Origin of the sequence: Acinetobacter sp. FDAARGOS_559 (assembly GCF_003940475.1) — a bacterium.
GTDB lineage: Bacteria > Pseudomonadota > Gammaproteobacteria > Pseudomonadales > Moraxellaceae > Acinetobacter > Acinetobacter baumannii.
In genome coordinates, this window is the sequence record NZ_RKJG01000005.1 from 1506914 (window position 1) to 1531692 (window position 24779).

Below are 24779 nucleotides of genomic sequence, written 5' to 3' on the forward strand. Positions count from 1 at the left end.
ATAAATTATGGATACTCCTCTAATTAACACACCAGTCCGCCATTGGTGTGAATTTGAGTTTATTTCCAAAACTGTGAAAAATCCAAATATCCATATTAAAGGGAATTACTCTTACTACTCGGCATATTGGGATCAAGGTTTTGAACGTTGTGTAGTGCGATATCTACATGACAAGCCTTCTACTCCAGACAAGCCAATTGATCAGCTCTATATTGGTAATTTTGTTTGTTTTGGCGCTGAATGCGTGATTATGATGGGTGGCAACCAACTTCATCGGCCAGACTGGATATCGACATTTCCCTTTGACACCCGAAGTTTTTTAGCCGCTGGTGACACTATAATTGCAGATGGCTGCTGGATTGGAAGTCGTGCAATGATCATGCAAGGTGTAAAAATCGGTGAAGGTGCTGTTGTTGCAACTGGAGCTGTGGTCACTAAAGATGTCCCCCCTTATACAATTGTTGGTGGCGTACCTGCAAAAATTATTAAATACCGTTTTCCTCAAGAGCAAATAGAAAAACTACTTGCTTTAAAAATTTATGATTTAGATGAAAAACAAGTTTTAAAAATGCGGGAATATTTACAAACGGATGATATAGATGCATTAACAGCACATCTTAAAAAATTACAGAGCGAATAAAATATATTTGCAAGAATTTCTTGCTTAAAAACACAAATGATTACGTGCTCGAATTTAAATCGTAAGAAAAGAAGTATAAAGTATTGAATAAATAACCATCATTACAATAAGGAATAAACTCATGTTATATCAACATATTCTTGTACCAATTGACGGTTCTGAAACTTCTATGGTTGCTATGAAGGAAGCAATCAAAATTGGGAAAGCATTAAACAGTAAAATTACGGTTGTACAAGTTATGGCACTTGACCCGATTATTGCTGACCTTTACGTTAAGACGGGGCAAACCAATGAATTGATTGAGCGTACTAGAACATATTTGCTAGATATTTTAGAGCAAGCCAAGCAACAATTTTTGCAAGAAGGTCTTAGTGTAGAAACCAAATTACTTGAAGGTTTTGTTGTTCACGAAGAAATTATTCAAGCTGCACAAGAGCTTAATGCTGATCTGATCGTGATGGGTTCTCATGGCCGCACGGGTGTACGAAAACTTGTATTAGGAAGTGTTGCGCAAAAGGTTTTAGGTGAAAGTCATATCCCGGTTTTAATAGTTCGTTAAAACTAAAAAGCCTGTCTAGCTTATGGAGCAAGGCAGCAATTATTAAAATACTTTTAAGGCTGCCAAGCAAATTCCTTTAAGTTTACTTTGCCATTTAATAAATAGATTCCCTCTGCTTCAAGCTTTAACTGCTGAATATTTTCGCCCTTTTCATTAAACTTACTTAGGCTAATTTTACCTTGCGAATTAATAACACGATACCAAGGGACCTGATGATCTGCCTCAAGATGTTTAAGCACATACCCAACTAATCTGGCATGTTTAGGTAAACCTGCCATACAAGCAACTTGGCCATAAGTTGCAACTTTTCCATATGGAATCAAAGCGATGACTTCTAAAATTTGTCGATGTAGTTCATACTGAGTTGTCAAAATGGAATCCATAAACGTTGACATTATTCATATCATATAAAAATTTTTGAATAAAATTAAACCTACTCTAAGATGAGCTCAAGGGAAAATCGCATGAAAAAAATATTGCTGTTGATCAGTGGAACTTTACTGTGTGTTTCTTGTACTACTCGTCCCCCTCTGCAAAAGCCAGACTTATTAGAGGAGCCTGGTAATAATAGACCTGTAGTCCCTGTAACTTTCGTTTTTACAACAAACAATCCTTCTGCTGCACAATTTGATAACTTTACGCAGATGCGTAAAGAAATCAGCATCCTTAATAAATATTATTTAGATGACCAAGGAAAGAAAATATTTAATTTCAAATTAAACCGTTATATCCCTTACAAAGAGTTCTCAAAGTTACATTGTGATTTAAAACAACAAATTAACCAGCCTTATCCCATTTCTACTGAAACGATTCCTGCCAGTGTAAATACATGTTTTCCTAAGCGTACTGCAAGTAAAGAAGTCATTGTTTTTATTTATGATGCCTACTCAACAAAATGGAAATTTAAAGATGTTACAAGTAGAGCATTTCGTAATAATGGCAAACCTTTTATTTTATTAGATTGGAACCGTCTAAATTATAATATTCAGGCTGGTAGTGTGCATGAGATGGGGCATGTATTTGGTCTAAAACATGTTTGTGCACCGAAGGCTACAAAACGTACTCCAACCAATATTATGACAAGTGCCGAATGTAAATTAGGTAGTGGTGGCTTAAGAAATTTAGGGTTTACTCCAGTACAACTGCAAACCATTTTATCGACTTACAACCAATATCCTTAAAATTTAACTTCAAGATATCTCCCTAATTTATCTTGGGATGCCATGTAATTCTCAGGGGTCAGTAAAGATGTCATGTAAGCATTGGCCTTTGAGAAATCTTCCGCATCTACAGGATAAGGCTGCCAAAATGTTTGTAAATTATTGGTGTACATGGGGTAAAGGCGAATGATATCTTTTGCCAAATCAAGTCTAGCTATACAGCCAAATGGCAAAGCATTTTGCTGTTCATATTCACCGTCACTATTAAAGACTGCATTGCCTATATTAAAAACAACAGGCTTTTGATTGATGATCTGGATTGGTTGAATAGTATGAGCACCATGACCAACGATCAGATCAGCTCCTGCTTGAGTAAGAATAGTCGCGAGTTTAGTTTGGTCTTTTGTAATAGGCTTAAAGTCGACACCCCAATGACAAATAACAATAATTTTGCGTTCTGGATGAGCCTGCTTATAACGCATTATTTGTTCAAGTAAAACGCCATTTAAGCAAGCTACTCCACTTCTTGATCCTAACGCATAAAAGTCATAATCCAGATAGGCTGTGTCTCTATGCCAATAACCATTAAAAATCGCATAGTGCTTAGTCTCAAAAGTGATTTCAAAGTAATTGTGAGCATCTTTCTGGTTCAGTCCAGCGCCAATATAAGAAATACTCGCCTGATCCAACTGTTGTAATGTATAGGCTAATCCTTGCTCACCGTAATCTTTCAAATGGTTATTTGCCAAAACCAAATAATTTAGATGAATGCGCTTAAATTCTTCTAATGTTTTTTTAGCATCTGCTTTTAAAACAAATGGCTTTTTATCTTTTAACGGCGATTGATTTTCTAAAGAAAATACTGCTTCAAAATTAGCGATGTTGATGTCATTTTTACCTAAAAAGGGCTGTATTTTTTCAAATGAATAATGATATCCATATTGCTGTAAGGCATCTGTTTGCCCTCTAGACTTACGCTTTTCAGTATACATTTCACCAAAATAGGTATCTCCAAGAATATTGATAATGCCTGTTTGAGAAGAATATTTTTTTGCCTCCACATACCCTTCTTGAAAATAATGATAGTAAGGAACCAAATGCTCCAGACGGTGAATATCATCCAGAAAAGAGAAAAAACCAATGCTCCGGTTATGTTCGGAATAAGTGATATAAATCTGTCTAAAGGTATGTGAGATATATAAAACCGAAGTGAGTACCGGATGAGCAAGCAAAGGCGTAATCGGTTGATATACTTTATTTTTAAAAGAAAGTGTTCTAATAAAGAAAAGTTTTTTCAGCTCGGCTGGATAGCTATAAATGTGTTTTACCAACAAAAATAGATTTTTTAATTGATTAGGTGCTCTTAAAGCTAACTGGTAATCTTCTGCTCTTTTAGACAAGATCAATTGTGTTTGCTCAACAGAACCCAACAGCATATTGCTTAAGGCATCTTTAACATCATTTGCCTGAGTAAAAATTAAGAATTGTAAGTGCTCGGCAAATGTATATGATTCATTTTTTTCTAGACCTAAATTTTGTTTACCAATTTTCTTAATTTTTTGTTCAGGAACCCGATAGACTTCATCAGCTTGAACTTTTTTTTGATGAAATTGTTCTAATGCATAGTCAATCAGTAATAATGTAGAAATGTCTCCATCAATTTCAAATGCCCAAATTTCCTCTTCAAATTGAGCATGATCAAGAGCAGCTAGCAGCTTAAGTTCAAATAGAGGGTAAGTCATATCTCCCCTCCTTCGAAATCTTTTACGTAGGCAATATAACCAGAAAGGTTGTGTTCCTGATCATCAATTCTTACTCTAAAGCGGTCATGCCGTACATAAAAAGCATGCAATATTTTATCTGGTCGAGCCATATACATGGCTATTTCCGGATAGAAAAAACCTGTGGTTTGAAATTCGGCTCGAAACGTAATGAGTTTTTTTAACTCAGACATATATGCTTGTTCAAAAAGTGCATTATGGCCTTGCTCTTTTAAACGATTTACCATTTTATAGGCTGCCATTAGCATTTCTAATAAAGTGGCATATGTTGTTTTTCTATTTCGAATAAAAATAAAATGTTTTAAATAGTTATTTAAACCAAAAATAAAATATTTTTCTTCAGGACACATTTTTGTAAGCTCATTGGTACAATAACTTAACCAATGATCATGATATTTTTCATATCTTTTATGAATAAAATTTTCAAACATTAACTTAACTGTGTCTAATAATCTTTTATCCTGATTAATTTGATATAACCTTAATAAAGCTAATGCTGCTTCTCCATCATAATAAATGATTCTGAACTTTTCTTTTAAATCATAATTTGGATAATTTAATACATGAGTAGTTAATCCATCCGGATCTACTAATTCTAAAATACCATGAGCAAGTTTCTCTGCATATTTTAAATAATCATCTTTTCCTGTGATTTCTTGATATTTCGTTAACATTAAAATAGCTGCGGCATTTGCACCTAATTTAATTTCTAGCTCCCCTTCTTTACCATCAATCATAAACGCAGTTATTGGGTCTTTTTCTTTATAGAAAGTAGTAAGTGCGTATTGAATTGCTGCAACAATTTTAGGCCAGTATTCAGGTTTATCTTGTACTTCAAAAGTCTCTAAAAGCGCGTAAAGCGAAGTACAGTGACGTACCGTATTATAGTTCCGTATATCACGATCATAAGCAGGAAAATATCCATAAATGAATTTGCCATTTTCTTGAATCTGGCTATGTAAAAATGCTGCATTTTTTTCAATGAGGTCTCTAAAGTGCTGTTTTTTATTGCTAGCAATGGCTCTAATGCCATTTGCATCGTAGCGACTCGCTAAATTAATAAATTGTCCATTTTCATAAAAAGTTGCATAGGTATCGAAAGTCCACACTTCTTGTAGTGACTGAAGTCTAATTTCCGGCTTTGTTGCACGATATTTTTGTTTAATTGCATAGTTCAGATTTATTTCATCAAAAAAGTTCGGCTTGTCATAACTTAAGCCCCGAATAATGGCTTTTCCATATATTTCTTGCTCCAGAAAAGCTACCGAACAGGAATCATCAAATCCAATACCTCTGCGGTAATGATTATTGTGAAATTGGTGATGAACCTGCTGCTCTATTTGGTTCCAACTTTGCTTTTCTAAATTGTACGCAACATCAATTTTTATGTAGTCTGGAAGTTGATCTGGCGAAAACTGATCATCAATAAAATCAAATAATTGTAGAGTTGCTTGTGTAAGCACTGTTTTTTCACTATGCCATACGCTACATCTATGATCTTTAGGGCCAAATGATATAAATAAAATAGTTTCTTCTTGAAGGTCTGAAACATGGTGAACGATATGTTCTAACCAAAGCTTGAGCTGTCTTTTGAAGTCTAAAAATACCACCACTCGAATTAAGTCCCTATCCGTTATTTGTTGTTCTATAAAATTCTCAATGCATCATAGCATGAACTCTTTCAAAGCTAGGTTAACGTATTGTTTAAAAATAAAAAAAGAGAACCCTAGAGTTCTCTTTTTCTGATGAGTCAATTCTCTATTAATAGATAATTGAATTATTATTTAACAAATCTACTAAACTAGTAATAGGATTTGTTGCGTGGTCTTCATTAGTTAAAGTTAACAATGCGGTAGGAGTTGAAATACCCCCACTACTACCATCTCGGTCAACCAATAAAGTAACCTGATTCCCACTAATACTCACACTAAGATAATTATTAATATTATCTGTGGTAGCGCCTGATAATAAAGATGAAACATCGATTTTATCGCCTTCAGACATATTAAAATCTAACCACTGATCAGTTCCATTCCCACCTGTTGGGCTTGAACCGTTAAGTACATTGTAAATTAACAAATCAGCGCCATCACCTAATGTGAAGACTTCATTTGCGGATTGACTAACAGCGATATCGTTCCCTGTTGTACCAGCATCTGGCGTACCAATCAGAACATTATCAGCATCTACTTTAATTGTTAAAGTTTGTGTGTTTACAGTACCATCCAATGTCTCAATTTTATATGTAAAGACATCATCTTTACCAAGGTCAGCAATTTTACCATTAGCTTGATAACTATAGGTTCCATCTAAATTAACAGTTAAAGTTCCATACGCTCCTACTATTGGTGTTGAATTTGCATCCAAATAATTGCTAGGCGTAGTCGATCCAGCCGCAACACCAATTTTAAAGACACTTGAATATAATATATCATTAGAAATTAGGTCACCTGATACAGAAGATGCTGTATATGTTGTATCTTTAATATCTAATTGAATATTATTAATACCAAATGTCTTACCAGTAGTATTCGTCCAGTTATACGCTATTGAACCATCACCATAACCAATATTTAGATCATAGTTAGCCGACGAATTTCCTGTATTAGTCACTTTATAATAATACTTCGTACCACTGGTGGTTGATGTCCAAGTGGCCAATTGAGTATCGAATGCTAGTGTTCCTCCATCTCTCTCTAATTCAATAACCACATTATAAGCACTGGTTTGGTTTCCTCCTCCTAAGAAGCCAAAGTCTTGAGTCACATTTGATGGTAATATTGATGTGAAAGAAATATATGCTGTTTGCCCTGCACCTAGGGTAAAACGCCCAGAATCATCTGGTATTGCCGTACTACCTGTCTCAGGAGGTGAAGTAGGTAATACACCGTTACTTCCAGTTACCTGAATACTATTTGAAGAATCACCAGAACCATTTAATACCTGATCGAATAAAGTAGTAACTGTACCTGCGGAAGCCTTATTATCAGCGGTCAGTTGCGTTACTAACTTATTAGCTTCTTCTAGTCCTGTTTTACCCGTCCAATCTAATGTAACTAAATTAGAGTCCAAACGAATATAAATAGTTGCCTGTTTTGAATGACCATCATTATCTTGTACGGTATAAGTAAATGCTTCAACCTTACCTAAGGCAGTTGCATTAGCCGTCATTTGATAACTATATGCACCAGTTGAATCTATAGTTAAAGTACCATACATCCCTTCAATGACTTTAGGAGTACCAGACACTACAGTTTCATCTACACCTGCTGTAGTTTCTTTAATGGAAACAATTGACAAATCTAAACCTATCGGTGCAGCAGTATCATTAGATAAAACATTACCAGTAATAAGATCTGTATTGTTAATGGTTGCTACGTAAGCGTCCGCTGAATCCCATACCTATTTTTTAATTCGATTTAGGTTTCCAGCAGTGCGGCAGTAACTCTTCAATCTGGGTCACTTTATGTGTCGGTAACCTTTTCAGCACATCACTTAAATAGGCATACGGATCCAGCCCATTCAGCTTTGCTGACTGGATTAAAGTCATGATGTTTGCCGCTCGCTGACCACTGCGCAGCGAACCTGCAAACAGCCAGTTCTTGCGCCCCAACGCCCAGGGACGCATCTGATTCTCTACCCAATTGTTGCATATCGGTAGATTGCCATCATCCAGATAGCGGCTTAAGGCTGGCCAACGCTTCAGAGTGTAATTGATGGCCTTGGCGGTGGGAGAACTCGATGGCACTGTCAGATGATGTTGGTTGAGCCATTCATATAGTTGTTGCATCACTGGTTGACTATGCTGTTGTCGGTATTCGCGGCGGTCTTCCGCTGTACCATCGGTCTTTTTCCTGAGTTCTGCTTCTATCGCATACAGTTTCTGAATCAGCACCAATGCCTGTTCAGCGACCTGACTTTTCCCGGTCACATGCAGTTCATGGAATTTACGACGTGCATGGGCCATGCAGCCGACCTCTATGACCTGGCCTGATTTAAAGCGTGCTTTATAACCACTGTAATCATCACAGACTAGATTGCCCTGCCAGCCTTTCAAGAACTCTGCAGCATGCTGGCCTGAACGACTATCCTGAAAGTCATAGATCACCGCCTGAACTGGATTGTACTGTGTGGTGGCATAGGCCCAGACATAACCTTTCTTCGGTTTTTTCTCATTCTCACCCATCCGCATGATGGTGACCGGTGTTTCATCTGCATGCAGCACCCGCTGTTGCAGCACCACCTCTTTTAAGGCATTGGCCAGAGGTTCCAGTTCTACACCGCAGCGACCTATCCAGTCAGATAAAGTTGATCTAGAAAGTTCGATTCCCGCCCGCTGATAGATCAGACGTTGACGGTACAGCGGCAAATGATCGGCATACTTCGATACCAGCACATGGCTGAGCAATTCAGGTGAAGCAATGCCTTTATCAATCACATAGGCGGGCATCGCTTGCTGAGTCAGAGTGTCACACTGATCACAGACCCATTTACCACGCACATGCTGTTCCTTATAGAACTGTGCCGGTCTGAAATGCAGTTTCTCACTGACATCTTCGCCGATACGACGGAGTTGGCATCCACAAGTGCATTGGGTTGATGCAGGTTCATGCTCAATACGGATGGTGTGTAGATGATCTGGCAGTGGTCGACGTTTAGGTTTATTGGTTTTGGCTTTCTGTGTCGCTGCATCGGTTTTATCTGCATTTAATCGTTCTAATTCCAGATCAACAGCAGCAATATCTTCTTCAACCGCTTCATCCCATAGGTGGATTTGTTTTGCCGTTAAGTGTTCATTCTTTTGGGCGAATTTGTGCTTTTTAAACAGCGCCAGTTCATGCTCGTATTTTTGATTGAGAATAGAAAGATGTTGAACTTTGGCATCCAATTGTTGGTTTGATTGTGCTAGAGACTGATGCTGCATCGCCAACTGTCTGGTGAATTCCAGCAGTTGTTCATGGGTCAGTTGGCTTAAGTCAGGCAGCGTATTCATGACCGCAGTATGCCTGAGGTCATGAAGAGAATGAAATAGAACGTTTGGAGGATGGCAGAATGGTCGAGCTTGGTTTAGAGCATATTCACCACTTGCTGCAATCCAATTCTCTGCCAGGGCAAACCTTGGATTAATGCCTGTAACTGTTCCGGGCTGAGGGCCACGGTTTCACCTTGGTGAACTTGAGCCCAGTGAAATTTACCCTGTTCCAAACGCCGGGCACACAGCCAGATGCCCAGTCCATCATGTACCAACACTTTCATACGATGACCACGTTTATTACAGAACAGGTAGGCGCAATGCGGTTTGATGTAGCCAAAGGCTCTCACCACCTGAGCCATGACAGTATCCATTCCTGCTCGCATATCCATGGGCTGGGTAGAGAGCCAAATTTCATTGATACGGATCATGTTGCCAGTGCCTTGAGTAATTCTGCCAAGGCAGGTATTTCTGATGTCTGCCATTTTAGCTGAATATCATTATTCGTATGAGGCACGGTGATACACAACGTGATCCTCTCATCAATAGGTTGGCTGATTGCAGCAGTGTAAGGCAAAGCAATAAATGCTGGATTCACATGAGTAGGATCCTGCACGGCACCCTCATGATGGCTGAAGATCCTGATCCAACGACTGACAAGGTTGGCATTAATACTATGTTGCAGTGCGACCGAAGCGATCGAGGTATTAGGATTTTTACAGGCATTGACAATACTGAGTTTGAATTCTTTGCTGTATGTTCTGCGTTTTTTAGCAACAGGAGGTGTTGCTGAATATATATCCATGTTCATGGATTAAGTCCCCACTTGTTTTTAGGTGGGAACTAAATTAAGGCTTATAGGACCGCTTGGTAAGGCTGTGTTAGCCGGATGCTTACGTTGCTACTACATCGTTAGACGATAATATTAAATTACCTAATAAGTTCAGAGATAATAAGTTACTTAAAGCACTCGAGGTTGAGGAATTTGGAGCAAGAATAAATTTATAGACACCAGCATCATCCAAAGATATGGATTGCGAACCAGACGCGGTAAAAGTTAAAACATTATTGTTTAACGTATATGCATTAGCAATAGTATTATAAACTTCATAGCTACCTGTTGATGTTTGTTTAGCAATAATCAAATCAAGACTACCACCAATATTTCCACCTAAAATAGCATCAATTAAATTCCCAACTGCACTTATATCTAAACCAGTAGACCCACTTGCCGTTAATGTTAAAGTGATTTGTTCATTTGTACCGACAGTCACACCAGGAGCGGATGTAGCACTCAGATCTAAATCAATTAAATCTCCAAGAACACCAGCATTAGCTAAAGTAAAAATACCACCACTAATATTTGGACGATCTGCTGTAGTAGATAACTCATAGTTAGTTTGGTTAGGATCATCAAGCGCGACAATATTATGCAGACTTGCAATTGTTGGTGTAGAAATATTGCCAGCCGCATCTTTTGAAGTAACAACCACTGTGTCCCCTAAAGCGATTGCAGGGTTCAACGTGACTGTATAACTACCATCAGGATTAGCTGTAGTTGTACCAAGTAATGTATCCGGAATACCATCGCCATCACTGTCTGTACCACCATAGACATTAATAACACTATTAGCTTCCGCAGCTCCAGCAACACCAGTAACGGTGGTTTCATCCAATGAAGAAACAATTGGTGCTTTTGGTGCAATAACATCTGCCACACTTATAGTTAAAACGGCTGTATCTGAGTGAGTACCGTCTGATAAAGTGTAAGTAAAATCATCTACCTGACCATTAGAATCTACACTACCATTCAGCACATAACGATAAACACCATCTTTATTAATATACAAGGTACCATACAAACCTTTAATCACGGCATCTGTACCATCAGTAGGGACATCAACTCCATCTACTTTGGTCACAAGTGCTGCATCACTATTACCACGATCATCTGCTCCAGATCCATTGTCATCAAAAACATTACCTGATACTTGTGGTGTAGTGTAATAAGTTTCTGAACCATTGATGGTTACATTGGTAAACTCAAGTACACTAAGTAAATTATCAACCAATGCGTCTGCAATATAATCTAAAACAGTATCAACACCACCTAAAAGACTACCAACTAATGGTATTTTCACAATTGCTGCGACAATATCAGTCACAGCTAATGTTTCACCAGCAGCATTAGCAATATTTAACAGTGGTTCTAAAACATTTCTTACTAGAGTTCCTAAATTTAATACTTGACCATTTAAGGCAGTTTCTACCGCATCTAATACAGCATCCTGATTGTCAGCTCCTAATAAAATACCTTGGTCACCTAGTTGTGCTAATGTTAAATCATCTAATAAATCACCAATAGCACTACTATCGTTCTGCACTACAACACGATATTGACCTTCTGGTACACCTGTTAGATGCACAGCTATTGTTTTGCCATCATCTACAATACCTAAAACCCCTAAACCAAGCGCATCAGCAATTAAACCTCCATTTGTAGTTGTAGCCGTGGTGTATTGTACCCAATTAGCCCCATCAAAATATTCGACTAATACACTAAACCCGGAAGCAACTGCTATCAAATTGTCTTGGCTTACTTGAATAACAACATCACCTTCATGACCTGTACCAATATCTGCGCTATTTCTAGGGACAGAAAACTCAACATTCATTGAAGTATCACCAATAATAGAGGTATCAAGAACATTAATATCTTGAGCTATTATTGGTGCGTCCCAAATAGTACTTACAAACGTACCTGGATCAAACGTTACATTATCATTAATAGCATCAATGGTATTAACCACAAAGCCGTCCGTACCATCGAATACATCGCCTTTACCCAAGTTACCTGCAAGGTCCGTGTAGGCATCATCTGCAACACTGATGCTTGGTGCAGTTAGAGTACCGTCTTGAGTAAACGTAGCTGTCCAGACATTCGGGTTGGTTGTACTTTGGACCAGATTGCTCAGCGTACCGCCTACGGGCGTGATGTCATCAATATCAAAGCCACTGACCGCCTCGCTAAACGTAAAGCTGATTGTTGTCGATTCACCCAAGGATAGATTCGTATCAGTTGCGCTGATTACAAGTGTCGGCGCCAATGTATCGACCGTAAGGCTCTCTGTTGCAGTCAGGTTGGCATTACCTGCCACGTCCGTAACAATACCTGCCGGTACGTTCACAACCACATCGCCTTCAAAGTCCGCAGCCGGTACCAGCGTACCGCTGAAGCTGCCATCGCCGTTGTCTACAAGGCCGGTCAATGTGCCGTTAGCAATGTCCAGCAATCCCTCAAGCGCATCTGCCGTAAGCGGGCTGCCATCAACCGCATTGACTGCTTCACCAAAGTCAATCGTGATTGCATTCGTTACAGGATCAATCGTAATCACCGGTGCCGGAGCTAGCGTATCAACCACAAAGCCGTCCGTACCATCGAGTACATCGCCTGTACCCAAGTTACCTGCAAGGTCTGTATAGGCACCGTCTGCAACACTGATGCTTGGAGCCGCACCACTGCCGTCAGCTGTAAACGTAGCTGTCCAGACATTCGGGTTGGTTGTACTTTGGACCAGATTGCTCAGCGTACCGCCTACTGGCGTGATGTCATCAATATCAAAGCCACTGACCGCCTCGCTAAACGTAAAGCTGATTGTTGTCGATTCAGTCGCAGTGAGTGCAGGGTCCAGGGCCGTAATCACCAAGCCCGGCGCCAATGTATCGACCGTAAGGCTCTCTGTTGCAGTCAGGTTGGCATTACCTGCCACGTCCGTAACAATACCTGCCGGTACGTTCACAACCACATCGCCTTCAAAGTCCGCAGCCGGTACCAGCGTACCGCTGAAGCTGCCATCGCCGTTGTCTACAAGGCCGGTCAATGTACCGTTAGCAATGTCCAGCAATCCCTCAAGCGCATCTGCCGTAAGCGGACTGCCATCAACCGCATTGACTGCTTCACCAAAGTCAATCGTGATTGCATTCGTTACAGGATCAATCGTAATCACCGGTGCCGGAGCTAGCGTATCAACCACAAAGCCGTCCGTACCATCGAGTACATCGCCTGTACCCAAGTTACCTGCAAGGTCTGTATAGGCACCGTCTGCAACACTGATGCTTGGAGCCGCACCACTGCCGTCAGCTGTAAACGTAGCTGTCCAGACATTCGGGTTGGTTGTACTTTGGACCAGATTGCTCAGCGTACCGCCTACTGGCGTGATGTCATCAATATCAAAGCCACTGACCGCCTCGCTAAACGTAAAGCTGATTGTTGTCGATTCAGTCGCAGTGAGTGCAGGGTCCAGGGCCGTAATCACCAAGCCCGGCGCCAATGTATCGACCGTAAGGCTCTCTGTTGCAGTCAGGTTGGCATTACCTGCCACGTCCGTAACAATACCTGCCGGTACGTTCACAACCACATCGCCTTCAAAGTCCGCAGCCGGTACCAGCGTACCGCTGAAGCTGCCATCGCCGTTGTCTACAAGGTCTGTCAATTTACCGTTAGCAATGTCCAGCAATCCCTCAAGCGCATCTGCCGTAAGCGGACTGCCATCAACCGCATTGACTGCTTCACCAAAGTCAATCGTGATTGCATTCGTTACAGGATCAATCGTAATCACCGGTGCCGGAGCTAGCGTATCAACCACAAAGCCGTCCGTACCATCGAGTACATCGCCTGTACCCAAGTTACCTGCAAGGTCTGTATAGGCACCGTCTGCAACACTGATGCTTGGAGCCGCACCACTGCCGTCAGCTGTAAACGTAGCTGTCCAGACATTCGGGTTGGTTGTACTTTGGACCAGATTGCTCAGCGTACCGCCTACTGGCGTGATGTCATCAATATCAAAGCCACTGACCGCCTCGCTAAACGTAAAGCTGATTGTTGTCGATTCAGTCGCAGTGAGTGCAGGGTCCAGGGCCGTAATCACCAAGCCCGGCGCCAATGTATCGACCGTAAGGCTCTCTGTTGCAGTCAGGTTGGCATTACCTGCCACGTCCGTAACAATACCTGCCGGTACGTTCACAACCACATCGCCTTCAAAGTCCGCAGCCGGTACCAGCGTACCGCTGAAGCTGCCATCGCCGTTGTCTACAAGGTCTGTCAATTTACCGTTAGCAATGTCCAGCAATCCCTCAAGCGCATCTGCCGTAAGCGGACTGCCATCAACCGCATTGACTGCTTCACCAAAGTCAATCGTGATTGCATTCGTTACAGGATCAATCGTAATCACCGGTGCCGGAGCTAGCGTATCAACCACAAAGCCGTCCGTACCATCGAGTACATCGCCTGTACCCAAGTTACCTGCAAGGTCTGTATAGGCACCGTCTGCAACACTGATGCTTGGAGCCGCACCACTGCCGTCAGCTGTAAACGTAGCTGTCCAGACATTCGGGTTGGTTGTACTTTGGACCAGATTGCTCAGCGTACCGCCTACTGGCGTGATGTCATCAATATCAAAGCCACTGACCGCCTCGCTAAACGTAAAGCTGATTGTTGTCGATTCAGTCGCAGTGAGTGCAGGGTCCAGGGCCGTAATCACCAAGCTCGGCGCTGTCGTATCCACTGTCAGTAACAGTGCAGGACTCTGTACACTTTCATTACCTGCTGCATCAGTCAACGTATAAGTCAGTTGATGTGAACCATCTGCCAGCGGAGTGGTAGGCGTTAGTGTACCTGTTACAGGATCATAACTTGCAGCTACCTTCTCACCATCAACATACAAGGTCGGAGTCTCACCTGCACCCGGTGCAGAAATCACAACACCCGGGGTCGTGTCATCTGTACTACTGCCTGATCCCTTGATTCCTTGATCAGGTCCAACATTGTCCAGATAGCCTGTTGGTGCAGAAGGCGTAATAGGTGCTGTCGTGTCAACTGTAATCACTTTTATAGTTGTATCGGCAATGTCTGTATTACCAGCAGAATCACGTGCTTCTGCACGAACAGATAAATCTCCATCCACAGTTACAATAATTTCTGCTGTTATGAACCCAGCATCCAAATCTGCCTGTACTACTGTATAGTTTATACCATTTACACTAATAATATTTCCTACAGCCGCATCACTACCTAAAGTAATCTGAGCAGTAAATGTCTTATCTGCTCCTAACTCATTAGCATTGAGAATATTATCGTTATTTATATCTGCTGGAATAGTGATTTCACCAATCAAGTCAACTGCTAAGGGATTAAAAATAAAACCATCTGCTCCATCCAGAACGTCACCTTTACCGGTATTGCCAACAATATCAGTATAGGCCCCATCAGCTACACTAATACTTGGTGCTACTGATCCACTTTGAGTAAAAATTGCTGTCCATGTATTTGCATCAACTTGAATAAAATTACTTAGTACACCACCGCTAACAACTACATCTGAAACTGAAAATTCACTAACGGGTTCACTAAATTCAAATGTAATAGTTGCAGCTTCGCCCGATGCGAGAACCAAATCAGATGTACTAATTGTCAAAACTGGCGCAGTTGTATCTACAGTAACTGTTATTGCTGGGCTCTGTGCACTTTCATTACCTGCTGCATCAGTCAGCGTATAAGTCAGTTGATGTGAACCATCTGCCAGCGGAGTGGTAGGCGTTAGTGTACCGGTTACAGGATCATAGCTTGCAGCTACCTTCTCACCATCAACATACAAAGTCGGAGTCTCACCTGCACCCGGTGCAGAAATCACAACACCTGGTGTCGTATCATCTGTGCTGCTTCCTGACCCCTTGATTCCTTGATCAGGTCCAACATTGTCCAGATAACCACTCGGTACAGAAGGAGTAGCCGGTGCTAATGTATCTACAGTAACTGTTATTGCTGGGCTCTGTGCACTTTCATTACCTGCTGCATCAGTCAACGTATAAGTCAGTTGATGTGAACCATCTGCCAGCGGAGTGGTAGGCGTTAGTGTACCGGTTACAGGATCATAGCTTGCAGCTACCTTCTCACCATCAACATACAAGGTCGGAGTCTCACCTGCACCCGGTGCAGAAATCACAACACCTGGTGTCGTATCATCTGTGCTGCTTCCTGACCCCTTGATTCCTTGATCAGGTCCAACATTGTCCAGATAACCACTCGGTACAGAAGGAGTAGCCGGTGCTAATGTATCTACAGTAACTGTTATTGCTGGGCTCTGTGCACTTTCATTACCTGCTGCATCAGTCAACGTATAAGTCAGTTGATGTGAACCATCTGCCAGCGGAGTGGTAGGCGTTAGTGTACCGGTTACAGGATCATAGCTTGCAGCTACCTTCTCACCATCAACATACAAGGTCGGAGTCTCACCTGCACCCGGTGCAGAAATCACAACACCTGGTGTCGTATCATCTGTGCTGCTTCCTGACCCCTTGATTCCTTGATCAGGTCCAACATTGTCCAGATAACCACTCGGTACAGAAGGAGTAGCCGGTGCTAATGTATCTACAGTAACTGTTATTGCTGGGCTCTGTGCACTTTCATTACCTGCTGCATCAGTCAACGTATAAGTCAGTTGATGTGAACCATCTGCCAGCGGAGTGGTAGGCGTTAGTGTACCGGTTACAGGATCATAGCTTGCAGCTACCTTCTCACCATCAACATACAAGGTCGGAGTCTCACCTGCACCCGGTGCAGAAATCACAACACCTGGTGTCGTATCATCTGTGCTGCTTCCTGACCCCTTGATTCCTTGATCAGGTCCAACATTGTCCAGATAACCACTCGGTACAGAAGGAGTAGCCGGTGCTAATGTATCTACAGTAACTGTTATTGCTGGGCTCTGTGCACTTTCATTACCTGCTGCATCAGTCAGCGTATAAGTCAGTTGATGTGAACCATCTGCCAGCGGAGTGGTAGGCGTTAGTGTACCTGTTACAGGATCATAACTTGCAGCTACCTTCTCACCATCAACATACAAGGTCGGAGTCTCACCTGCACCCGGTGCAGAAATCACAACACCCGGGGTCGTGTCATCTGTACTACTGCCTGACCCCTTGATTCCTTGATCAGGTCCAACATTGTCCAGATAACCACTCGGTACAGAAGGAGTAGCCGGTGCTAATGTATCTACAGTAACTGTTATTGCTGGGCTCTGTGCACTTTCATTACCTGCTGCATCAGTCAACGTATAAGTCAGTTGATGTGAACCATCTGCCAGCGGAGTGGTAGGCGTTAGTGTACCGGTTACAGGATCATAGCTTGCAGCTACCTTCTCACCATCAACATACAAGGTCGGAGTCTCACCTGCACCCGGTGCAGAAATCACAACACCTGGTGTCGTATCATCTGTGCTGCTTCCTGACCCCTTGATTCCTTGATCAGGTCCAACATTGTCCAGATAACCACTCGGTACAGAAGGAGTAGCCGGTGCTAATGTATCTACAGTAACTGTTATTGCTGGGCTCTGTGCACTTTCATTACCTGCTGCATCAGTCAACGTATAAGTCAGTTGATGTGAACCATCTGCCAGCGGAGTGGTAGGCGTTAGTGTACCGGTTACAGGATCATAGCTTGCAGCTACCTTCTCACCATCAACATACAAGGTCGGAGTCTCACCTGCACCCGGTGCAGAAATCACAACACCTGGTGTCGTATCATCTGTGCTGCTTCCTGACCCCTTGATTCCTTGATCAGGTCCAACATTGTCCAGATAACCACTCGGTACAGAAGGAGTAGCCGGTGCTAATGTATCTACAGTAACTGTTATTGCTGGGCTCTGTGCACTTTCATTACCTGCTGCATCAGTCAGCGTATAAGTCAGTTGATGTGAACCATCTGCCAGCGGAGTGGTAGGCGTTAGTGTACCGGTTACAGGATCATAGCTTGCAGCTACCTTCTCACCATCAACATACAAAGTCGGAGTCTCACCTGCACCCGGTGCAGAAATCACAACACCTGGTGTCGTATCATCTGTGCTGCTTCCTGACCCCTTGATTCCTTGATCAGGTCCAACATTGTCCAGATAACCACTCGGTACAGAAGGAGTAGCCGGTGCTAATGTATCTACAGTAACTGTTATTGCTGGGCTCTGTGCACTTTCATTACCTGCTGCATCAGTCAACGTATAAGTCAGTTGATGTGAACCATCTGCCAGCGGAGTGGTAGGCGTTAGTGTACCGGTTACAGGATCATAGCTTGCAGCTACCTTCTCACCATCAACATACAAGGTCGGAGTCTCACCTGCACCCGGTGCAGAAATCACAACACCTGGTGTCGTATCATCTGTGCTGCTTCCTGACCCCTTGATTCCTTGATCAGGTCCAACATTGTCCAGATAACCACTCGGTACAGAAGGAGTAGCCGGTGCTAATGTATCTACAGTAACTGTTATTGCTGGGCTCTGTGCACTTTCATTACCTGCTGCATCAGTCAACGTATAAGTCAGTTGATGTGAACCATCTGCCAGCGGAGTGGTAGGCGTTAGTGTACCGGTTACAGGATCATAGCTTGCAGCTACCTTCTCACCATCAACATACAAGGTCGGAGTCTCACCTGCACCCGGTGCAGAAATCACAACACCTGGTGTCGTATCATCTGTGCTGCTTCCTGACCCCTTGATTCCTTGATCAGGTCCAACATTGTCCAGATAACCACTCGGTACAGAAGGAGTAGCCGGTGCTAATGTATCTACAGTAACTGTTATTGCTGGGCTCTGTGCACTTTCATTACCTGCTGCATCAGTCAGCGTATAAGTCAGTTGATGTGAACCATCTGCCAGCGGAGTGGTAGGCGTTAGTGTACCTGTTACAGGATCATAACTTGCAGCTACCTTCTCACCATCAACATACAAGGTCGGAGTCTCACCTGCACCCGGTGCAGAAATCACAACACCCGGGGTCGTGTCATCTGTACTACTGCCTGACCCCTTGATTCCTTGATCAGGTCCAACATTGTCCAGATAACCACTCGGTACAGAAGGAGTAGCCGGTGCTAATGTATCTACAGTAACTGTTATTGCTGGGCTCTGTGCACTTTCATTACCTGCTGCATCAGTCAACGTATAAGTCAGTTGATGTGAACCATCTGCCAGCGGAGTGGTAGGCGTTAGTGTACCGGTTACAGGATCATAGCTTGCAGCTACCTTCTCACCATCAACATACAAGGTCGGAGTCTCACCTGCACCCGGTGCAGAAATCACAACACCTGGTGTCGTATCATCTGTGCTGCTTCCTGACCCCTTGATTCCTTGATCAGGTCCAACATTGTCCAGATAACCACTCGGTACAGAAGGAGTAGCCGGTGCTAATGTATCTACAGTAACTGTTATTGCTGGGCTCTGTGCACTTTCATTACCTGCTGCATCAGTCAACGTATAAGTCAGTTGATGTGAACCATCTGCCAGCGGAGTGGTAGGCGTTAGTGTACCGGTTACAGGATCATAGCTTGCAGCTACCTTCTCACCATCAACATACAAGGTCGGAGTCTCACCTGCACCCGGTGCAGAAATCACAACACCTGGTGTCGTATCATCTGTGCTGCTTCCTGACCCCTTGATTCCTTGATCAGGTCCAACATTGTCCAGATAACCACTCGGTACAGAAGGAGTAGCCGGTGCTAATGTATCTACAGTAACTGTTATTGCTGGGCTCTGTGCACTTTCATTACCTGCTGCATCAGTCAGCGTATAAGTCAGTTGATGTGAACCATCTGCCAGCGGAGTGGTAGGCGTTAGTGTACCGGTTACAGGATCATAGCTTGCAGCTACCTTCTCACCATCAACATACAAAGTCGGAGTCTCACCTGCACCCGGTGCAGAAATCACAACACCTGGTGTCGTATCATCTGTGCTGCTTCCTGACCCCTTGATTCCTTGATCAGGTCCAACATTGTCCAGATAACCACTCGGTACAGAAGGAGTAGCTGGTGGTGTAGTATCTGTTGGTGTTGAAGAATCATCATTACTATCATGATTTGATGCTGCGGCGATAATACCGCCCGCAACTAGTGGAATAGCAGCCCATAACCATGGGTTCACGCCTGCATCATCATAAAGTAAAGGTTCAATTGAAGAAATAGGCTGGTAAATAACATCAGATACCAACTCTTGTGGAGCTTCTGCTGGTAGAGCTGCTGGTAAATCCTCACCTAAAAGTGCTTGTGGTTCCACATCACTGTCAGCATCTGCATCTGCGTCACTATCAGCATCTGCATCATTTTCAGCATCTTTGAATTTTGCCCAAATCAACTGTCCATTTTCATCTTGGAAAACCAGACTGTTATCTTTAGGCTCGGCTGTTCCGCTAAAGAAACCTTCAATAACAATGGTCTCGCCATTTTTCAGACGTATGACTGCATTGGTACCCTCCCTATTCACTACCAATACATCACTGGCAGCCACTTTCACCAATACAACTGACGCTTCTGAAAGTTTTGCAGAAGTTCCCTCTGTGGTTACCAAGGTCTTATGATTATCCTTAGCAATAATTTGTATCTCAGGCATATCTACATTCCTTTATATTATTGATTTAAATGATTTTATGTATAATTCTTTTTACTTAATGTTTTCATGTTTTTTGATCTACAACTTAAAAAACATTAAGTAATGTGATCATTTTTACGTTAATCACTTTAAAATAAAAAAAATAAATACTAAAGCCCTTAAAGAAAAAAAATTAACTAATACAAATTTTATATAAATAAAAATCTGATTTTTCTACTTATAATCTATTCAAAAAGCTTATTAACTTTTTTATATGTAAAAGAAAATTAATTTTTCAATATTGAACATTCATTAAAAATTATTTTAATTTAAATTTTCATATAACAAGTTTTAATATCTCAACAAAATAAAATATATTAATAATGATATATATAAAAAAAATGGCCTTAGATAATATTTTACTATTACACTAAAGCCTCATTTTTATATTCAAATAAAAATTATTTTTTATTTACCTTTAGAAATTATCGGGACTTTCAAAACGTTTTACTTCTTGTAACTTATTTGGATCATGCATGGTTGCGATCCCGTCTTCTGTTTTTTGATCAACAATAACATCTGGGTTAAAGATAGTAATTGTTTCTCTTCCTAATGCATCTTCTCCAACTATATATTGAAAGCCACGGCGATTCATTTTATGGCATAGCTTTTGATAAAAGCCTTTAAGCCCTTCCGTTTCTTCATTAGGATTGTAATAAAACGCATTCATTACCGCAGGAAGGCCAAGTCCACATACTACACCAGATAACAATACGCTAATAAAGGTATATCCAATCAGAATACTACTATAAGGACTCAGCGCCGGAATATTCGCGACCGCCAAAATTAAAGCGAGTGAAATCCCTCCTCGAACACCACCCCAAGATAAAATAGTTAAACTACCATTGTAACTTTTGGTCTTACGCATTGTTGGGAAGAAAGCAAAAGACATAAAGTTGGCGGCAAAACGAGAAATATGGAGAATAAAGAAAGCAACTATTCCACCTAAAATCAGGCTAAAGTTTAAGTCAAGAATAAATAACTCAAGGCCAATTAAGGTAAATAAGAATGAATTGATAATCCCTTCTACTGTATGCCAAAAATGGTTAACCTCTCTGATCTCACGCTCTTCGCGAATTTCTTTCCATTTATTGCCGACGATTAAACCACCAATTACGCAGGCAATCGGTGCGGATGCATGGGCGAATAGAGCCACCAAATATGCTCCACTTGCAAGTAATGCAGTTGTTAAAATCAGGGATTCCATTTCGTGTTTACCACGCAATAAGCGTAAAGTACCTATCCCAAATGCCCACCCAATACCAACAGCAACCACAATTTCATAAAGCAAAGCTTCTAATGTCGCAACCAATGAAAAATGTTCACCCTGTAAAACATTCAGTAATGTCATAAATAAGGCAATACACATCGCATCGTTAAATAAAGATTCTCCTTCTAATTTAACAATGAGATGATGAGGAGCACGAATTGAACTTAAAACACCTTTAATACCGATCGGGTCTGTTGCACCTAATGCTGCACCTAATAATAGAAGAACCAAAATTGGTACATGATGTCCAACTAACAATTGGAAACCGTAAAGTAAGCTACCAAACAATACAGCGCAGATTACCAAGGCAATAGTGGCCAAAATACTAATCTGTTTCCAATAACTTCTTAGATCTGAAATTTTAAATTTAAGTGCTGAAGACGTCAGAATAAAGCAAATAACACCATTAATTAAAAAATCATAGAAATCGATGTGACGTACTGCTTCCTCAATATTATGAATATTGATAGTAATGAATTGATTACCATTTAAAAGACTGGCTCCCCATTGCAAAATGAAGACAAAAATCGCAGAAACAAGAGGTACGCCGATAGCCTGAGGAAAGCCCAAAATACGCTTATTAAATATGGTGGTCGCAATTGATAAGGCAAATACAACCGTAAATGCTTGTAATAAGAAAAAATTACCCATGAACACCCTTCTTCTGGGTCAATGACCAAATAAAAAATCTAGACAGCTGAACTGAACAGAACAGAACGAGAAAATAGACACCTCATGTGTGCCCAAGCAATTAAAAAGTTGGAATACAAGTTTAACGAATTACGTTAATCATTCTATCAATTAGTTAAATTTCTTAACATTAATTATGTTGGAGGGATGATTAAAAAGATGAGCCTACTTAAACACCTTGTAAACTCATCTTATTTATAGATTTAGATAGAATTATTAAAAGTATCGCATTGGCTAATATCACCAGTTTTTAAACCAACTTGGAACCAGTGCATTCGCTGTTCACTACTACCATGAGTAAAGCTATCCGGAACGACTTGTCCTGTTGCTCGTTTTTGTAAGTAGTCATCTCCAATTTTTTGCGCGGCATCCATTGCTTCCTCAACGTCCCCCTGCTCTAAAAACTGAGTACGTTGTTGATTATGATTGGCCCAGATACCCGCTAAACAGTCAGCTTGTAATTCTTGACGTACAGATAACTGATTACCTTCTCTTTGACTGACTTGCGCACGAGCCTGTTGTACTTGAGATGAGATACCAAGCAAAGTTTGGACATGATGTCCTACTTCATGGGCAACCACATAAGCTTGGGCAAAGTCCCCTGCCTGATCTTGTCTCGATAATTCTGTCTGATTTTGTTCGCCAGATATTCCCATCTGCTCACGCATATCTTTGAAGAATTCTGTATCTATATAAACCTTCTGATCTGCAGGGCAATAAAAGGGACCCATTGCAGACTGAGCTGTACCACAGCCTGACTGAATCATCCCACTAAACAAGACTAATTTTGGTGGCGTATAAGTTTTACCTAACTGTTTAAAAATAGGTGTCCACGTATCCTCTGTATCGGCTAATACTGTTCCAACAAAATCAGAAGCTTCCTTTTGCTCGGCTGTTAAACTTTCGGGTGCAGTTGCATTTGATTGTTGCGAAGCAGTAACCTGCTGCGTTGCCTGATATGCTTGTTGGGGGTCAACGCCAAAAAATTTCCATGCAACAAATGCCACAACCAAACCAATAATACTAATACCACCTGCCCTAACACCGCCTCCGCCTCGACGGTCTTCAACATTGGTACTGACTCGACGATCTCTCCAACGCATAATTTCCCTCTTCTTTGTAGATGGCCTGATTAAGTAGAAGCTTTTGGCCACATTTTTTGTATCAAGCTAACAACAAGCAATACTATTGCACCAGCAACAATTCCTATTGCAAAGTTAATAAGCGTTGGGGTTAAAGCACCAATGATGTTGCCTACAGCAGGTATAGTTTCCACATGGTCAACTGTATTTTCAGTGACATGATGGAGTAAAGGAATCGTATGATTAATAATCCCTCCACCTACCAAGAACATCGCAATAGTGCCGACGATAGACAATAACTTCATTAAAAGTGGCGCAAATGCAAGCAGCCCGCGACCAATAGTTTGTTTAAAAGAAGCAGCCTGTTTTGTTAAATATAGACCCAAGTCATCAATCTTAACAATCATGCCGACCAAACCATAAACGCCGATCGTCATTACAACTGCAATAATGCTGAGGACACTAACTTTAGTCATTAAAGTTGCAGTTGCCACAGTACCTAAAGAAATAACCACAATTTCAGCTGACAAAATAAAGTCTGTACGAATAGCTCCTTTCACTTTATCTTTTTCAAAAGTCGCCAAGTCTAACTCTTCACTATCAAACTCTTTTTGTGCTTCTTCTGAGGTTGAGGCTTTTTTATGTGTAATGGTATGAAGAACTTTTTCAACACCCTCGTAACATAAGAATAGCCCGCCAAGCATTAATAAAGGATTAATCAACCAAGGAGCAATCACGCTAATTAATAAAGCTAGAGGAACTAAAATGAGCTTATTAACAAAGGAGCCTTTAGCAACTTTCCACACAATCGGTAATTCGCGATCAGCACGGACACCTGTAACCTGTTGTGCATTTAAAGCCAAATCATCACCTAAAACACCAGCAGTTTTTTTTGCTGCCATTTTGCTCATTAAGGCGACGTCATCTAAAATTGTTGCAATATCATCTAGTAGTAAAAGTAAGCCACTTGCCATTTCTTATCCAAGTTTGTATTTATTAAACTATTGTAAGATGATTTTTTTCAATTTTTGTAATTTTACTGAATAAATTCACAATATTATTTTAAGAAAAGTTTACCCAATTGCTGACGAAAAAATTTTATTTCCCGTACAATAATGCCAATCTTTTATATTGCAGGGCTTATTATCCCTGATTAAGCCAAT

General features: G+C 41.3%; 13 protein-coding genes and 1 pseudogene. 3 read left to right on the forward strand and 11 right to left on the reverse strand.

What is annotated here, in order from left to right:
- Nucleotides 1-7 precede the first annotated feature (7 nt).
- Both EGS71_RS08680 and EGS71_RS08685 read left to right on the forward strand, forming a co-directional pair.
- Entirely contained in the window at nt 8-640 is a 633-nt protein-coding gene (locus tag EGS71_RS08680) for a CatB-related O-acetyltransferase (protein WP_000380747.1), read from the forward strand.
- A gap of 121 nt (nt 641-761) precedes the next feature.
- Nucleotides 762-1199 (forward strand): universal stress protein, encoded by a 438-nt coding sequence (locus tag EGS71_RS08685; protein ID WP_000966781.1) that lies wholly within the window; start codon nt 762-764, stop codon nt 1197-1199.
- Nucleotides 1200-1252: 53 nt separating this feature from the next.
- Here the strand turns inward: EGS71_RS08685 and EGS71_RS08690 are convergent, their stop codons facing one another.
- Nucleotides 1253-1582: an MGMT family protein gene (locus tag EGS71_RS08690; protein WP_004736925.1), complete on the reverse strand. Its 330-nt coding sequence runs from the start codon at nt 1580-1582 to the stop codon at nt 1253-1255.
- Between the two features lie 81 nt (nt 1583-1663).
- Between EGS71_RS08690 and EGS71_RS08695 the strand changes: the two genes are divergently transcribed.
- A complete protein-coding gene (locus EGS71_RS08695) occupies nt 1664-2380 on the forward strand; it encodes a hypothetical protein (protein WP_000722330.1) in 717 nt (238 codons plus the stop codon).
- On the opposite strand, the gene EGS71_RS08700 is transcribed toward EGS71_RS08695, so the two are convergent.
- The 10 genes and pseudogenes from EGS71_RS08700 to EGS71_RS08745 all read right to left on the reverse strand — a co-directional run bounded on the left by EGS71_RS08700 (nt 2377) and on the right by EGS71_RS08745 (nt 24590).
- Complete coding sequence (locus tag EGS71_RS08700) at nt 2377-4101, reverse strand: CapA family protein (protein ID WP_000222010.1); 1725 nt, start codon at nt 4099-4101, stop codon at nt 2377-2379. The genes EGS71_RS08695 and EGS71_RS08700 overlap by 4 nt on opposite strands.
- Nucleotides 4098-5753: a hypothetical protein gene (locus EGS71_RS08705; protein WP_000259962.1), complete on the reverse strand. Its 1656-nt coding sequence runs from the start codon at nt 5751-5753 to the stop codon at nt 4098-4100. The genes EGS71_RS08700 and EGS71_RS08705 overlap by 4 nt, the downstream gene beginning before the upstream one ends.
- Before the next feature lie 148 nt (nt 5754-5901).
- A complete protein-coding gene (locus EGS71_RS08710; protein WP_407508092.1) occupies nt 5902-7509 on the reverse strand; it encodes a VCBS domain-containing protein in 1608 nt (535 codons plus the stop codon).
- Nucleotides 7510-7549: 40 nt separating this feature from the next.
- Nucleotides 7550-9133 carry an IS66-like element ISAba25 family transposase gene (locus EGS71_RS08715; protein WP_001094424.1) on the reverse strand — a complete coding sequence of 528 codons (1584 nt, stop codon included), beginning with the start codon at nt 9131-9133 and terminating at the stop codon, nt 7550-7552.
- 74 nt (nt 9134-9207) lie between these two features.
- On the reverse strand, nt 9208-9543 hold the full coding sequence (gene tnpB / locus EGS71_RS08720; protein ID WP_000619347.1) for an IS66 family insertion sequence element accessory protein TnpB: 336 nt from the start codon (nt 9541-9543) through the stop codon (nt 9208-9210).
- Nucleotides 9540-9923: a transposase gene (locus EGS71_RS08725; RefSeq protein WP_001055589.1), complete on the reverse strand. Its 384-nt coding sequence runs from the start codon at nt 9921-9923 to the stop codon at nt 9540-9542. Before EGS71_RS08725 ends, tnpB begins: the two co-directional genes overlap by 4 nt.
- A gap of 85 nt (nt 9924-10008) precedes the next feature.
- Nucleotides 10009-20535, reverse strand: a pseudogene (locus tag EGS71_RS08730) (Ig-like domain-containing protein); the annotation flags it as partial.
- 457 nt (nt 20536-20992) lie between these two features.
- Nucleotides 20993-22495 carry a cation:proton antiporter gene (locus EGS71_RS08735; RefSeq protein ID WP_000526259.1) on the reverse strand — a complete coding sequence of 501 codons (1503 nt, stop codon included), beginning with the start codon at nt 22493-22495 and terminating at the stop codon, nt 20993-20995.
- A gap of 242 nt (nt 22496-22737) precedes the next feature.
- Nucleotides 22738-23637, reverse strand: coding sequence for a neutral zinc metallopeptidase (locus EGS71_RS08740; protein ID WP_001267655.1), 900 nt, complete (start codon nt 23635-23637; stop codon nt 22738-22740).
- 29 nt (nt 23638-23666) lie between these two features.
- Nucleotides 23667-24590, reverse strand: a complete 924-nt coding sequence (locus EGS71_RS08745) for a DUF808 domain-containing protein (protein ID WP_000146248.1) — start codon at nt 24588-24590, stop codon at nt 23667-23669.
- Between the last annotated feature and the right edge of the window lie 189 nt (nt 24591-24779).

Coding starts and splice junctions, on each gene's coding strand:
- tnpB (WP_000619347.1), bottom strand. CDS start 9,543: ATGATCCGTATCAATGAAATTTGGCTCTCTACCCAGCCCATGGATATG.
- EGS71_RS08725 (WP_001055589.1), bottom strand. CDS start 9,923: ATGAACATGGATATATATTCAGCAACACCTCCTGTTGCTAAAAAACGC.
- EGS71_RS08700 (WP_000222010.1), bottom strand. CDS start 4,101: ATGACTTACCCTCTATTTGAACTTAAGCTGCTAGCTGCTCTTGATCAT.
- EGS71_RS08690 (WP_004736925.1), bottom strand. CDS start 1,582: ATGGATTCCATTTTGACAACTCAGTATGAACTACATCGACAAATTTTA.
- EGS71_RS08695 (WP_000722330.1), top strand. CDS start 1,664: ATGAAAAAAATATTGCTGTTGATCAGTGGAACTTTACTGTGTGTTTCT.
- EGS71_RS08735 (WP_000526259.1), bottom strand. CDS start 22,495: ATGGGTAATTTTTTCTTATTACAAGCATTTACGGTTGTATTTGCCTTA.
- EGS71_RS08740 (WP_001267655.1), bottom strand. CDS start 23,637: ATGCGTTGGAGAGATCGTCGAGTCAGTACCAATGTTGAAGACCGTCGA.
- EGS71_RS08685 (WP_000966781.1), top strand. CDS start 762: ATGTTATATCAACATATTCTTGTACCAATTGACGGTTCTGAAACTTCT.
- EGS71_RS08680 (WP_000380747.1), top strand. CDS start 8: ATGGATACTCCTCTAATTAACACACCAGTCCGCCATTGGTGTGAATTT.
- EGS71_RS08715 (WP_001094424.1), bottom strand. CDS start 9,133: ATGAATACGCTGCCTGACTTAAGCCAACTGACCCATGAACAACTGCTG.
- EGS71_RS08745 (WP_000146248.1), bottom strand. CDS start 24,590: ATGGCAAGTGGCTTACTTTTACTACTAGATGATATTGCAACAATTTTA.